The organism is Undibacterium sp. Ren11W, from assembly GCF_049340485.1.
Lineage (GTDB): Bacteria > Pseudomonadota > Gammaproteobacteria > Burkholderiales > Burkholderiaceae_D > Undibacterium.
Genome location: NZ_JBMPPB010000009.1, coordinates 194,879 through 209,175 on the forward strand (window position 1 = coordinate 194,879; position 14,297 = coordinate 209,175).

Consider the following 14,297-nt stretch of genomic DNA (forward strand, 5'->3'; position numbering starts at 1 on the left):
CAGCCCGAAAAAAATCCGAGGCTGCGTCAACCAGTGTGCTGATTAAATTGCCTTGATACTGCCCTTAGGCAACAACATGGTAATGGCGCTTTTTTGCACTAGAATTTCAGTGCCACTGCTAATTTCAATGGTGACATAGGCGTCCGCGACCTTGGTCACTTTACCCAAGACACCACCGGCTGTGACGACTTCGTCATTTTTCGCCAGCGCATCCATCATAGCTTTTTGCTCTTTCTGACGTTTCATCTGAGGACGTATCATCAGGAAATACAGCACGACGAACATCAAAATAATTGGCAAGAAACTCATCAGATCACCGCCTGCGCCGAATGGCGAAGATTGTGCGTATGCATTTGAAATAAACACGTTAAAGCTCCAGTAATTGTATAAAATTTGTTATCGGATGTTATTAATTAAACCATCAACACCCTATATTGTGGCGTATCAGTTAAATTAAAGACTAGCGTCCATCCTTACAGCAAAGCGCCACATTCTAGCATTCGGATTACACGCCACGCGCTCTATCTGCGCGAAACTCTGCGACAAACTCAGGAAAACGCTCATCATCGAGGGACTGACGTATCTTTTTCATCAGATCGAGGTAGTAGTGCAAGTTATGGATGGTATTGAGACGCGCCCCCAGAATTTCGCCAGTACGATGCAAATGGTGCAGATAAGCACGCGAAAAATTCTTACAGGTATAGCACTCGCAAGTCGCATCCAGCGGCTCTTTTTCTTCTTTGTAACGGGCATTTTTGATTTTGACGTCGCCATAGCGGGTAAAAATCCAGCCGTTGCGCGCATTGCGGGTAGGCATCACGCAATCGAACATATCGATCCCATTGGTGACACCGGCCACCAGATCTTCCGGCGTACCGACACCCATCAGGTAATGCGGTTTATTTTCAGGCAGCTTAGGGCCGATATGTTGCAAAACGCGCATCATGTCTTCTTTCGGCTCGCCCACCGACAAGCCACCGATCGCGATACCGTGAAAATTCATTTCATTGAGACCAGCGAGCGACTCATCTCTGAGGTTTTCAAACATACCGCCCTGCACGATACCAAACAGCGCATTCGGATTTTCGCCACGATTGAACTCGTCGATAGAGCGTTGCGCCCAACGCAGAGACATGCGCATCGATTTTCCGGCTTCTTCCGTGGTAGCAGCACGGCCGTCGATCTCGTAAGGCGTGCACTCGTCAAACTGCATGACGATGTCAGAATTTAAGCTGCGCTGTATCTGCATGGAGATTTCTGGTGACAAGAACAGGCGCTCGCCATTAATCGGTGAAGAAAACTTCACGCCCTCTTCGGTAATTTTGCGCATCGCGCCTAGTGAAAAGACTTGAAAACCGCCGGAGTCGGTCAGGATAGGTTTATCCCAGCCCATAAAGTCATGCAGGCCACCAAATTTATTGATGACATTCATACCCGGACGCAACCACAGATGGAAGGTATTGCCCAGGATGATGTGCGCGTCTATCTCTTTGAGCTCCAGTGGCGACATCGCCTTCACCGAGCCGTAAGTGCCGACCGGCATGAAGATAGGCGTTTCGATGACGCCATGGTTGACACGTACACGGCCACGCCTTGCGGCCGAGGTCTTGTCTTTTTTGATTAAGGTAAACTCTAGCATCTTATTCTTTGTGTTCTGGTGGATTGTCGGTGGAACTAAAGGCTGAACTGCTGGCATTGCTTAACAACATGGCGTCGCCATAACTGAAAAACCGGTAGCGCTGAGCTATAGCATGGACATACGCTGCGCGGATGCGATCATACCCTGCAAACGCCGAGACCAGCATCAGCAAGCTTGATTTTGGTAAGTGAAAATTCGTGATGAGCCGGTCTACCGTCTTAAACACATAGCCGGGCGTGATAAATAAACGGGTATCGGCACTGCCGGCCTGCAATTGCCCGCTTTGCGAAGCAGACTCCAGCGCCCGCATGCTGGTAGTGCCTACCGCCACTACCGCTTTGCCACTGGCTTTGGTAGCACGCACTGCCGCCACGGTCTCATCGGAGATGGTGTACCACTCGCTATGCATAGTGTGATCGGCTAAATTTTCGGTACGCACCGGTTGAAACGTGCCAGCCCCTACGTGCAGAGTAACGTAGGCAAAGTTAATCCCTTTAGCGCGGCAGCGCTCTAGCAAAGCCTCATCAAAATGTAGACCGGCAGTAGGCGCTGCCACTGCACCCGGCACACGTGAATACACGGTTTGATAGCGCTGCTCGTCGAAATCGTCGGCATCATGCGTAATATAAGGCGGCAAAGGCAGGCGACCATGTGCCTCGATCAGCTCGAACACATCGCTAGGGAAGTTCAGTGTATAAAACTCACCGACACGCTCGCCAACAATGACGTCAAACTGATCGGCCAGACGTATTTTAGTCCCTGCCGGCGGCGACTTTGAGGCACGCACCTGCGCCAGCACTGCACGTTGTTCGTCGGCATTAGCGAGCACGCGCTCGACCAGCACTTCAACTTTGCCACCACTTTCTTTGACGCCAAAGAAACGCGCTTTCAAGACACGGGTGTCGTTAAAGACCAGCAAATCGCCGGCAGTCAAATGATCGAGTACATCGGCAAAACTTTGGTCGCTTAGCGTATCGGTCCCCACATGCAACAGGCGCGAAGCCGAACGCTGGGGCAAGGGCAGTTGCGCGATCAACGCTTCAGGCAAGACAAAATCAAAATCGGACAAAGAATACATCATGAAAAACTATCTAAAAAAATACGACAAAAGGAAATCTAAAAGGGAACTTCTAAAAACCCGTTAATCGGGATGCAGCGCAAGGCGCAAACCGGAGCAATACGTCGGTATTGCGAGGATTTGCAACGCCGCGATGCGCCCGAGTATGGGGTTTTTAGAAGTTCCCAAAAGCGGGGGCGCATACTACATGCGGCCTACAGGCCGAAAATGCCCTGGAAACCGCATGGATATTGCGCACCTAAAAAATATTCAGGGGAAAAACACCAGAAAAACGTTGTAAATAAAAGCAAAAGTGATGCACTGTATAAAAAACCAGTAGAATGCTATTCTTATTAGCAAGAATAGCTTGCAGATTTGCTTTAAAGGCAAAAGCCAGACTATTCTCCACTTTTACAACGCCCGCTATTTTACACGTCATGACGACCGCCACGCCTAGCAAGACTGAGAAAGCCCGTCCGGCCAAGCCAGCGGCCACGCTCGATGAGAAGTTTGCACGCTTAGGTTTGCGCAAAGACATGGATTTTGTCTTGCATTTGCCGATGCGCTATGAAGACGAAACCGAGATCGTGTCTATGCGCGACGCCAGCTTGCGCGGCGGCAGTATGGTGCAAATTGAAGGTGTGATTACCGAATGCGATATCCAATACCGGCCGCGACGCCAGTTGGTGGTCACGATAGCCGACGACACGGCGCAAGTGGTGCTGCGTTTTCTGAATTTTTACGGTAGCCAGACCAAGCAAATGGCAGTCGGCGCCAGAGTGCGGGCCCGCGGCGAGCTACGTCATGGTTTTTTTGGTGCCGAAATGGTGCACCCTGGCTACAAGATGGTGAATCAGGGCGCAGCCCTGCCAACCGCCTTGACGCCCGTGTATCCGGCTGGTGAAGGCGTATCCCAAACCGTGTTGCGCAAGGCGATCTTGCAGGCCATGAGCAAGGTCAATTGGCAAGACACCTTAAGCCCAGCTCTGCTGAGCCGACTCGGCCTGGATGGTTTCGAGGCCAGCGTCAAACTCCTGCACAACCCGCCGTCCGAAGTCGATCAATACAGCTTGATGGAGCATAGCCACCCAGCTTGGGAGCGCATGAAATTCGATGAGCTATTGGCGCAACAACTGTCACTCAAACGCGCTCAGGCGGCACGGCGCACCAAGGGGGCAACCGCCTTGACGGTAGTGGGTGAATTATCGGCGGCTTTTTTAATGAATCTGCCGTTCGCGCTGACCCATGCGCAAGAGCGTGTGTTAGCTGAGATCCGTGCCGATCTGAAACAAGATTATCCTATGCAACGCCTGCTGCAAGGCGACGTCGGTAGCGGCAAAACCATCGTCGCGGCACTGGCGGCGGTGCAAGCCATCGATAGCGGTTTTCAGGCAGTCTTAATGGCACCGACTGAGATTTTAGCGGAGCAGCATTTCCGTAAATTAACGCAATGGCTAGAACCCTTAGGCATCAAGAGCGCCTGGTTGACCGGCAGTTTGAAAAAGAAAGAAAAGGAGCTGGCTTTAAGCTTGATCGCCTCGGGCGAAGCACAACTGGTGATAGGCACGCATGCGCTGATACAAGACACGGTGCAATTTGCCAAGCTCGGTTTGGTGGTGGTGGATGAGCAGCATCGCTTTGGGGTCGGCCAGCGCCTGACCCTGCGCAATAAAGGGGTGGCCGGGCAGGTGCCGCACCAACTGATGATGTCAGCCACGCCGATACCGCGCACTTTAGCGATGACCTATTACGCCGACCTGGAAGTATCGGTGATCGATGAATTACCGCCTGGCCGCACGCCTATCGTCACGCGCATGGTGGATCAGCAAAGACGCGAAGAAGTGATCGCGCGGGTACACGCGGCGGCACTGGACGGCAAACAAGCCTACTGGGTTTGCCCACTGATAGAAGAATCGGAGGCGCTGCAACTACAAACCGCCACCGACACCTACAGTATGCTGGCAGAAGCCCTGCCCGATTTACGCGTCGGTCTGGTGCACGGCAAACTCAAACCGGCCGAAAAACAACTGGTCATGGATGCGTTTATCCGCAACGAAGTGCAGGTACTGGTTGCCACCACGGTGATTGAAGTCGGGGTCGATGTGCCGAATGCCAGCCTGATGGTAATCGAGCATGCCGAGCGTTTTGGGCTCTCGCAATTGCACCAGTTGCGCGGCCGGGTCGGACGCGGCGCTGCCGCCAGCGTTTGTTTGTTGCTGTATCAGGGACCACTGGGCGGCACCGCCAAACAAAGGCTGATGACCATGCGCGAATCCACCGACGGTTTTGAAATTGCCCGCAAAGATCTGGAGCTACGCGGCCCCGGCGAGTTTCTCGGCGCGCGCCAATCGGGCGAAGCCATGCTACGCTTCGCCAACTTAGAGACCGATCAATGGTTGGTCGATAAGGCGCGCGCCCTCGCCATCGAATTACTGCAGCATGATCTGCCCACGGTAGAGGCACATTTGCAGCGCTGGCTGGGGCAAAAAGAAGAATTTTTACGGGTATAAATTCGCTTTTTATATCGCCCTAGCTGGCGCCGGCTATCAACTGGATCCAGCTTTGGGTGGCAGCATTATGATGCAAAAGAAATTCAGTTAACGCTATAAATAAAATAGCACACCCGTTTGAATTTATCGATTTCCATGTGGCTTACAGGCTAGAATAGGGCCGCAGAAGCCGCTTTAGGGCTTACGCAAAATCGTTACAACTAGGCGTACCGCCGAAGACAGCACGTTAGTACGATGAGGCGAGTGCAACGAAGCTGGGGCGATTTTGCGTAAGCTCTATACTTAAACTATCCATTGCGAGGAAAAAAATGAGTAACAAGAATATCGATTTTACCGGCCGGGTCGCAATTGTCACAGGTGCCGGTGGTGGCTTGGGGCGCGAACACGCGCTGGCACTGGCCAAACGTGGCGCGAAAGTGCTGGTCAATGATCTGGGCGGTGCCAGGGACGGATCAGGCGGATCCTCTGCAGCGGCCCTTGCCGTGGTCGAAGAAATCAAACAACTAGGCGGTGAAGCGATTGCCAACGGTGCCTCGGTCACCGATTTTGCCGCAGTCGAAGCAATGGTCAAGCTTGCCATGGATACCTGGGGCCGCATCGATATCCTGATCAATAATGCCGGCATCTTGCGCGACAAGAGTTTTGCTAAGATGGAGCTGGACGATTTTAAACTGGTGCTCGATGTGCATTTGATGGGCGCGGTCAATTGCTGCAAAGCAGTCTGGCCCGTGATGATGGAGCAGAAATATGGCCGCATCCTGATGACCACCTCGTCTTCTGGCCTGTACGGCAATTTCGGCCAGTCGAATTACGGCACCGCGAAAATGGCCCTGGTAGGCTTGATGCAAACGCTGTCTATCGAGGGCGCGAAATTCGATATCCGCGTAAATAGCCTGGCACCGACTGCCGCCACCCGCATGACCGAAAACCTATTTCCGGAAGCGATGCTGCAAGCGCTGCAAGCTTCCGACGTGGTACCCGCCATGCTGGTGCTGACGGCAGAAAATGCACCGACCCGTACCATCTTATGCGCCGGCGCCGGCAGTTTTGAAGCGGCCCATATCACCATGACTAGCGGTGCCTGGATAGGTCGCGGCGACGATGCGGCAGAACAATTGGCGGAACAATTGGCAGGCATTAAAAATCGGGATGGCGAGATCGTGCCTGAAACCGGCTTGGCGCAAGGTCACCATGAGCTGACGCGTGCCATGAGTCAGCACTAAACAGCAGACATTAAACTTACCGCCAAACTTATCTGCGAAGTAACTGATAAAAATAAATACTAGGGTGGGGTATAACTAAAAATATAGCTTATTGCGCATATCTATATTGCGCAATAAAAATATACTCCCCCTATTTCATGCAATACAGAAAAAAATGCAAAATCAGTTTGCTGACGTCTGCAATAGTCTGTGCCACACTGTATGACATGACACTCACAGAATTAAAATACATCGTGGCAGTAGCCCGCCACAAACACTTTGGTCACGCGGCAGAAGCCTGTTTTGTCGCGCAACCTACGCTCTCCGTTGCTATCAAAAAACTCGAAGATGAACTTGGCGTCACCATTTTTGAACGCGGCGGCACTGAAGTTTCGAGTACCCCTTTGGGCGCGCAAATCGTGGCGCAAGCAGAACGAGTTTTAGAGCAAACCGCCGCCATCAAAGAAATTGCCAAACAAAATAAAGACCCCTTAGCCGGTCCTTTTCGTTTGGGCGTGATCTACACCATTGCCCCTTATCTGCTGCCTGCGCTAATCAAAAACATGATCACGCAAGTGCCGCAAATGCCGCTGATCTTGCAAGAAAATTTTACCGTCAAGCTGATGGAGTTACTGCGTCAGGGCGAACTCGATGCTGCCATCATGGCCTTACCCCTGCCGGATCACGGCATGATGGTGCAGGCGCTGTATGATGAACCGTTTATCGTTGCACTCCCCAAAGACCATGCCTGGGCAGAGCGGACTGAGATTTCATCCAAAGAACTAAAAACCGAAACCATGCTCTTGCTGGGCAATGGACATTGCTTCCGCGATCAGGTGCTCGAAGTTTGTCCGGAGATGGCGCGCTTCTCTACCAACGGCGACGGCATCTCCCGCAGCTTCGAAGGCTCATCGTTGGAAACCATACGCCATATGGTCGCCTCAGGCATAGGCATTACCGTCTTGCCGATGGCATCGGTCAGTAAGCATGATGCCAAAGACGGCATGCTACGTTACTTGCCATTTAGCGCCCCGGTACCAGACCGCCGTATCGTGATCGCCTGGCGCAAGAGCTTTACCCGTCAAGCAGCAATAGAGGCGATCCGTCAAGCCGTACTTAGTTGCGACTTGTCTGGCGTCACTATGCTCGATGTTCCGGCCAGCGCACAATAAACACACGCCCCGGTCTGCAGCACTTTGTCGTGATGCAGAACCGCTTGGCGTTTGCTAGCGTTTATAATTCCCCCTCACTGTTATCTTCGGGCGCACGCGTCCCTGACCTCTCTATGTCTTCGATCCTTACGCGACTCGCGTTGTACGCAAAATTACTCCGTCTCGATAAACCCATAGGTATTTTATTGCTGTTATGGCCAACCTTAGCCGCCATCTGGTTCGCCTCCAATGGCAAGCCGGAATGGCATATCGTAGCGATATTTTCTCTGGGTACAGTCCTGATGCGCTCCGCCGGCTGCGCCATCAACGATTATGCCGACCGCGACTTTGATAAGCACGTCAAACGCACCGCCGAGCGACCACTTACCAGTGGCAAGATCAAGGGCTGGGAGGCGCTAGCCTTAGCCGGTCTGCTAGCCCTATTCGCATTCGCCTTGATACTGCCGCTCAATAGCCTGACCAAACAACTCTCTGTCGCTGCCGTCATAATCGCCGCCAGCTATCCGTATTTCAAACGTTTTTTTGCGATACCACAAGCCTATCTCGGTATCGCATTTGGCTTCGGCATCCCCATGGCATTTGCTGCGATACAAAACAGCATCCCTTTGCTCGCCTGGATCTTGCTAGTGGCGAATATTTTTTGGGCCATTGCCTACGACACCGAATACGCCATGGTCGATAAGGATGACGATATAAAAATCGGCATCCGCACTTCGGCCATTAGCTTTGGTCGTTACGATGTCACTGCCATCATGTTCAGTTACGCAATCAGCTTTGCTCTGATCTTGTATGTCGGCTGGCAATTCGGTTTAAGAACCTGGTTTCTTGCGGGCATGCTGATCGCTTGCGCTTGCGCCGCATATCACTATCAATTAATCAAAGGAAGAGAACGGATGTCTTGTTTTGCGGCATTTAGGCATAACAACTGGCTGGGTGCAGCGATTTTTGCGGGGATTGCGCTCGATTACGCACTGAAGTAATTCGAAAAAACCTGTCCCTTTTATGATTTTCATCATAATGAAGTCTTATTGAGCTGTCGCAAACATTGTTAATGAACTATGCTTACACTTAAGTTATAGATTTAACCTTGGTATTTCTTCCACAGCAAACCGAAAGGACGCATCATGAGTTCAGCAGAAAATCACAAAGAAAAACTTTTGCAAGATTTAAATCACGTTATCCGCGATGCGGAAGACCTGCTTAAGCATTCCGAACAAGCTGCCGGCGATGGTTTTAAGTCTGCCAAATCGAAGTTTGAATCGACTCTCAGAAACGCCAAATCAGAAGTGGCCCGTATCGAAGACATGGTCGTCACCAGAAGTAAGGATGCGGCACGTGCCACCGATGTCTACGTCAAGGAAAATCCTTGGCAATCGGCAGGTATTGCAGCGGGCGTAGGCTTACTGGTCGGCTTACTCATCAGCCGGAAATAGTATATGGCGATCGTCGATTCTGTAGGGCGCTTGGCAGGTACTTTAGTTGGCATCCTACATACCCGACTAGGCTTGATCGCGGTGGAGGTGGAAGAAGAGATGTCACGCTTTTCTTCCTATCTGCTGTGGTCGCTAGTCGCCTTATTTTGTGGCGGGATTGCCGTCTTACTTGGCGTGTTATTGATAGTCGCGCTATTTTGGGACACCCATAGAATCGAGGTCTTAGTGACGCTGATCGCGGTATTTGCAGCGAGCGCACTGATACTGGCATGGCGACTAAGAAACGCTCTCAAAAACAAACCTAGATTACTCGCGTACTCCCTAAATGAGCTAAGCAACGATGTCGCAAACTTACGCGGCGACGCCGGGCAAGCACACTAAAACCATGTCAACTCTAGCGGAAAAACTCACTCTCAGACGCCAGACCCTGCTGGCAAAAAGTCAAGCCGAACGCCTGTTATTAGGGCAGCAGGTCGCGCAGATCAGGCAAACTTTATTACTGGCCGATCTAGGTCTACAGATCGTCAGAAAAATCAAACACCGTCCGCTGATAGGCTTGGGTTTAATCGCCGCGACCATTGCGATCAAACCCGCCAGGATGTTGGCAATGATAAAAACCGGCCTGACGGTTTGGCAAACATGGCAAAATTTTGCGCCTGCATTAAAGCAAATGCAAAGCGACGCCACAGCTAAACAATCTCAATAAAGATCTCCACCGTCACCAAGCCTTGGCACTGGGCTTGGTGACCGAGTCTGGGCGCTAAGCCTGCGCACCAAACTCATCGCCTAGCTCTTTGCCGCGTGCGGCAGCGGCTTTGATCGCCAGCACGATTCCCGATTTAATCTGGCTCTGCTCCATGCTAGACAAGGCCGCATACGTGGTGCCACCTTTGGAGGTGACCTTTTCACGCAAAGTCGCGACTGATTCACTAGAATGCGCCGCCAGTTGCGAGGCACCACCAAAAGTGGCGAGCGCAAGTTGCGTGCCTTGCGCTGCACTCAAGCCCAGTTCAACAGCTGCTTGCTGCATGGCTTCCATAAAATAAAACACATAGGCCGGGCCACTACCAGAGACTGCGGTCACGGCATCAATCAGACTCTCATCTGCCAGCCAGAGAGTTTCGCCGACTGCTTTCATAATGTCTTCTGCCGCTTGCTTTTGCGCGGCATCAGCACCTTCCATGGCAAACAAACCAGTGATTCCGCGGCCTATCAAGGCAGGAGTATTTGGCATGCTGCGGACAATTTTGTCATAGCCCTGTAACCAACGCGAGATATCCACTGCGCGTATGCCAGCCGCGATCGAAAGCAATAATTGCCCCTTCAGATGTGGCTGCAACTGCGTCACTACCTCACGCAAATTTTGCGGTTTGACCGCCAGTATCAGCACATCCATAGCCTCTACGGATGCATCAATTTGCAAGGCGGTGGCGACCCCAAATTGGCGCTTCATTTTAGCCAGAGAATCTTGATTGAGATCAACCACATGGATATTTTCAGGAACCGTCAATTCTTCCAGCAAGCCACCGATCAAGGCGCTCGCCATATTGCCGCCACCGATAAAGCCTATTTTTAATTTATTCTGCATATGTTCTCTTTCCAAAAATCGCGCTACCTATACGCAGCATAGTGCTACCCTCGGCAATGGCGGCATGCATGTCGCCGCTCATCCCCATCGATAAGGTGTCGACCGGCACTCCCTGCTCTAATAAGTTCTCTTGCAGCTTACGTAACTGGGCAAACGCAGCTCTTTGCATCGCCACATCATCACTCGCTTCCGGTACTGCCATCAAACCCCGCAGGCGCACTCCAGGCATAGCCGCGAGCGCCAAGGCTAAAGGCAAAACTTGCGCTGGCGCCACTCCGCTTTTACTTTGCTCGGCACTAATATTCACTTGCAGGCAAATATTTATTGCAGGCAATCCAGTGGGCCGCTGATCGGATAAGCGTTGAGCAATTTTCTCTCTATCAACAGCGTGTACCCAATTAAAATTCTCAGCAATCTGACGCGTCTTATTGCTTTGTATCGGGCCGATGAAATGCCACTCGAGGCGCAGTTCAGGAGCCAGACGCTGCACCTCGTGCATTTTCTCGATTGCCTCCTGTAAATAATTTTCGCCAAAGCACACTTGCCCATGCCGGGCCGCTTCTACCACGGCGTCGGCAGCAAAGGTCTTGGAGACCGCTAATAAAGTGATTTCTCTTGAATCTCGCCCAAATTTATCGGCACAAGTACTCAAATCAGCACGCACAACTTGCAAGTTGTCAGAAATTAAGGACATAATCGGGATACTCAGCGCCTACTCAAATATTTTCATCGGAATTATAAATGGACATTTCAGAATTACTGGCATTTTCGGTCAAAAACAACGCCTCCGATCTGCACCTATCTTCAGGTCTTCCCCCCATGATACGTGTACATGGGGATGTCAGGCGCATCAATTTGCCAGCATTGGAACATAAAGACGTGCATGGCCTGATTTATGACATCATGAACGATGCCCAGCGCAAGCATTACGAAGAGAATCTGGAGTGCGATTTTTCCTTCTCGATTCCAGGTTTGGCACGTTTCCGTGTCAACGCGTTCAATCAAGAGCGTGGCGCGGCGGCGGTTATGCGTACCATTCCATCGAAGATTCTGACGTTAGAGCAATTAAATGCACCAAAAATTTTCGCCGATTTCGCCCTCAAAGCGCGTGGACTTGTACTGGTAACCGGACCGACCGGGTCGGGTAAATCAACCACCCTGGCAGCGATGGTCAACCACATCAATGAAAATGAGTACGGCCATATTTTGACAGTAGAAGATCCTATCGAATTCGTGCACGAATCAAAAAAATGTCTGATTAATCAACGCGAAGTCGGGCCACACACGCACTCTTTCAACAACGCCTTGCGCTCCGCCCTGCGCGAAGATCCTGATGTGATTTTGGTCGGTGAATTACGCGATCTGGAAACCATACGACTGGCACTCACCGCGGCCGAAACCGGCCACATGGTATTTGGTACTTTGCATACCTCCTCGGCCGCTAAAACCATCGACAGGATAGTCGACGTGTTTCCGGCAGAAGAAAAAGAAATGGTGCGCTCTATGTTGTCTGAGTCGCTGCAAGCGGTCATTTCGCAGTCTCTGCTAAAAACCAAAGACGGCTCGGGTCGCGTGGCTGTGCATGAGATCATGGTCGGCACACCAGCGATACGCAATCTGATACGCGAAGCAAAAATCGCCCAGATGTATTCTGCCATCCAAACCGGTAGCAATGTGGGTATGCAAACTTTGGATCAAAACTTAACTGACCTGGTAAGACGTAATGTCATCTCCGCCAGTGCGGCACGCGCTGCCGCCAAGATCCCGGAAAATTTCCCAGGCTAAAACGAATGCCAGCATGCACGCCGCGCAAATAGCCGCGGCATGCATCAATCCTAAACACAGACAACAGTAATATAGCCCCAACATAGCCACAACAAGGCACTAATAAGGAAGAACGATGGAACGCGATCAGGCTACCAAATTCATGAACGATCTGTTGCGCCTCATGCTCAGCAAGAATGGCTCAGATTTATTTATCACCTCAGATTTCCCGCCAGCTTTCAAAATTGACGGCAAGGTCACACCGGTGTCGAACCAAGCACTGTCGGCATCGCATACGGTCGATTTGGCACGCGCCATTATGAACGACAAACAGTCGGCAGAATTTGAATCGACCAAAGAATGTAATTTTGCGATCAATCCGGCCGGCATGGGACGTTTCCGCGTTTCCGCCTTTATGCAGCAAGGTAAAGTCGGCATGGTAATGCGCACCATCACCACCGCGATCCCTAAGTTTGAAGATCTGGGCCTGCCTGAGCAATTAAAAGAAGTCGCCATGACCAAGCGTGGTCTGGTCATCATGGTCGGCGCCACCGGCTCAGGTAAATCGACCTCGCTGGCGGCGATGATAGGCTACCGTAACGCCAACAGCTACGGTCACATCATCACGATTGAAGATCCAATTGAATACGTACATCCGCATAATAATTGCATCATCACCCAGCGTGAAGTCGGGATCGATACTGCGGACTGGGGCGTTGCGCTGAAAAACACCTTGCGCCAGGCACCAGACGTAATACAGATAGGCGAAATCCGTGAACGCGAGACCATGGATTTTGCGATCGCCTTTGCCGAAACCGGACATCTGTGTCTGGCAACTTTGCATGCAAATAGCGCCAATCAGGCATTAGACCGAATTATCAATTTTTTCCCTGAAGACCGTCGCCAGCAATTACTCATGGATTTATCCCTGAATCTAAAAGCGATCGTGTCGCAACGACTGTTACCGCTGAAAGCGAAAAAAGGCCGGGTTGCTGCCATCGAAATCTTGCTCAACTCCCCTTTGATTTCTGATCTTATTTTTAAAGGCGATGTGCACGAGATCAAAGAAATCATGAAAAAATCCGGTGAATTGGGCATGCAGACGTTTGACCAGGCGCTGTTTGATTTACATGAAGCAGATATGATTACTTATGAAGACGCGCTACGTAATGCCGACTCAGTGAATGAGCTGCGACTGTCTATCAAATTACGTGGCAAAGAGGCCAAAGGCCGCGATTTATCGGCAGGCACCAGCCATCTGGGCATCCTATGAGCGCATTAGCTTTTAGTGCAGATAATTTGCAAGGGCAGTCAGTAGATTTACAGCAATATGCTGGCAAATTGGTTTTGATCGTCAACACCGCCAGCAATTGCGGCTTCACGCCGCAATACAAAGGTCTGGAAGCGATCTATCAACAGTTTCGTGATCAGGGCGTAGCAGTTCTGGCCTTCCCCTGCAATCAGTTTGGCCACCAGGAGCCAGGTTCGGCTGATGAAATCGCCAGTTTTTGCGAAAAAAACTATGGGGTCACGTTCCCGGTCTTTGCCAAAATTGATGTCAATGGCGACAAGGCCCACCCTTTATACCAATACCTGAAACACCAGGCGCCAGGTCTATTAGGCAGCGAAGCCATCAAATGGAATTTCACCAAATTCCTAATCCGCAAAGATGGCAGTGTCTACAAACGCTATGCCCCACAGACTACGCCAGAGGAGTTGATTGGCGAGATACAAAGCTTGCTGTCTCAATAAAATAATTTTGGCACCCCTCCATTACGCATATTCCATGCGGGTCTCCGGCCATGCTTGCGATGTCAAGTTCGAATTGCGACAGGAGTAGGCATGAGATTAAATAGTACTTCATGCGGAGTTCGGTAGCCTAAGGTTTTTCTAGGGCGATGATTCAGGCGATCTTCAATCTGTTGAATTTGC

The 14,297-nt window shown here is 51.2% G+C and carries 15 protein-coding genes; 10 read left to right on the forward strand and 5 right to left on the reverse strand.

Annotated elements, in window-relative coordinates:
- Nucleotides 1–42 precede the first annotated feature (42 nt).
- The 3 genes from yajC to queA all read right to left on the reverse strand — a co-directional run bounded on the left by yajC (nucleotide 43) and on the right by queA (nucleotide 2,717).
- Entirely contained in the window at nucleotides 43–366 is a 324-nt protein-coding gene (gene yajC, locus ACO0K8_RS18640) for a preprotein translocase subunit YajC (protein ID WP_422948148.1), read from the reverse strand.
- A 139-nt stretch (nucleotides 367–505) separates the two neighbouring features.
- Complete coding sequence (gene tgt / locus ACO0K8_RS18645) at nucleotides 506–1,639, reverse strand: tRNA guanosine(34) transglycosylase Tgt (protein ID WP_126128300.1); 1,134 nt, start codon at nucleotides 1,637–1,639, stop codon at nucleotides 506–508.
- Nucleotide 1,640: 1 nt separating this feature from the next.
- A complete protein-coding gene (gene queA, locus ACO0K8_RS18650; protein ID WP_422948163.1) occupies nucleotides 1,641–2,717 on the reverse strand; it encodes a tRNA preQ1(34) S-adenosylmethionine ribosyltransferase-isomerase QueA in 1,077 nt (358 codons plus the stop codon).
- Between the two features lie 416 nt (nucleotides 2,718–3,133).
- On the opposite strand from queA, the gene recG reads away from it, so the two are divergent.
- The 7 genes from recG to ACO0K8_RS18685 all read left to right on the forward strand — a co-directional run bounded on the left by recG (nucleotide 3,134) and on the right by ACO0K8_RS18685 (nucleotide 9,719).
- A complete protein-coding gene (gene recG, locus ACO0K8_RS18655) occupies nucleotides 3,134–5,206 on the forward strand; it encodes an ATP-dependent DNA helicase RecG (protein ID WP_422948149.1) in 2,073 nt (690 codons plus the stop codon).
- Nucleotides 5,207–5,514: 308 nt separating this feature from the next.
- On the forward strand, nucleotides 5,515–6,429 hold the full coding sequence (locus ACO0K8_RS18660) for an SDR family NAD(P)-dependent oxidoreductase (protein ID WP_422948150.1): 915 nt from the start codon (nucleotides 5,515–5,517) through the stop codon (nucleotides 6,427–6,429).
- A gap of 206 nt (nucleotides 6,430–6,635) precedes the next feature.
- Entirely contained in the window at nucleotides 6,636–7,580 is a 945-nt protein-coding gene (locus tag ACO0K8_RS18665) for a LysR substrate-binding domain-containing protein (protein WP_422948151.1), read from the forward strand.
- A gap of 113 nt (nucleotides 7,581–7,693) precedes the next feature.
- On the forward strand, nucleotides 7,694–8,560 hold the full coding sequence (ubiA, locus tag ACO0K8_RS18670) for a 4-hydroxybenzoate octaprenyltransferase (RefSeq protein ID WP_422948152.1): 867 nt from the start codon (nucleotides 7,694–7,696) through the stop codon (nucleotides 8,558–8,560).
- A 144-nt stretch (nucleotides 8,561–8,704) separates the two neighbouring features.
- Nucleotides 8,705–9,013, forward strand: a complete 309-nt coding sequence (locus ACO0K8_RS18675; protein WP_422948153.1) for a DUF883 family protein — start codon at nucleotides 8,705–8,707, stop codon at nucleotides 9,011–9,013.
- Between the two features lie 3 nt (nucleotides 9,014–9,016).
- Complete coding sequence (locus ACO0K8_RS18680) at nucleotides 9,017–9,394, forward strand: phage holin family protein (protein WP_422948154.1); 378 nt, start codon at nucleotides 9,017–9,019, stop codon at nucleotides 9,392–9,394.
- Nucleotides 9,395–9,398: 4 nt separating this feature from the next.
- A complete protein-coding gene (locus ACO0K8_RS18685) occupies nucleotides 9,399–9,719 on the forward strand; it encodes a YqjK family protein (protein WP_422948155.1) in 321 nt (106 codons plus the stop codon).
- Nucleotides 9,720–9,773: 54 nt separating this feature from the next.
- Here ACO0K8_RS18685 and proC read toward each other — a convergent pair whose 3' ends face one another.
- Together proC and ACO0K8_RS18695 are read right to left on the reverse strand one after the other, a co-directional pair.
- Entirely contained in the window at nucleotides 9,774–10,601 is an 828-nt protein-coding gene (gene proC / locus ACO0K8_RS18690; protein ID WP_422948156.1) for a pyrroline-5-carboxylate reductase, read from the reverse strand.
- Nucleotides 10,591–11,295: a YggS family pyridoxal phosphate-dependent enzyme gene (locus ACO0K8_RS18695; RefSeq protein WP_422948157.1), complete on the reverse strand. Its 705-nt coding sequence runs from the start codon at nucleotides 11,293–11,295 to the stop codon at nucleotides 10,591–10,593. The genes proC and ACO0K8_RS18695 overlap by 11 nt, the downstream gene beginning before the upstream one ends.
- Nucleotides 11,296–11,342: 47 nt before the next feature.
- Here ACO0K8_RS18695 and ACO0K8_RS18700 point away from each other — a divergent pair, with 47 nt between their 5' ends.
- The 3 genes from ACO0K8_RS18700 (at nucleotide 11,343) to ACO0K8_RS18710 (ending at nucleotide 14,117) form a co-directional block, all read left to right on the forward strand.
- Nucleotides 11,343–12,386: a type IV pilus twitching motility protein PilT gene (locus ACO0K8_RS18700; RefSeq protein ID WP_422948158.1), complete on the forward strand. Its 1,044-nt coding sequence runs from the start codon at nucleotides 11,343–11,345 to the stop codon at nucleotides 12,384–12,386.
- A 115-nt stretch (nucleotides 12,387–12,501) separates the two neighbouring features.
- Nucleotides 12,502–13,638 carry a PilT/PilU family type 4a pilus ATPase gene (locus ACO0K8_RS18705; protein WP_126128286.1) on the forward strand — a complete coding sequence of 379 codons (1,137 nt, stop codon included), beginning with the start codon at nucleotides 12,502–12,504 and terminating at the stop codon, nucleotides 13,636–13,638.
- Nucleotides 13,635–14,117: a glutathione peroxidase gene (locus ACO0K8_RS18710; RefSeq protein WP_422948159.1), complete on the forward strand. Its 483-nt coding sequence runs from the start codon at nucleotides 13,635–13,637 to the stop codon at nucleotides 14,115–14,117. The genes ACO0K8_RS18705 and ACO0K8_RS18710 overlap by 4 nt, the downstream gene beginning before the upstream one ends.
- The last annotated feature ends 180 nt before the right edge of the window (nucleotides 14,118–14,297 follow it).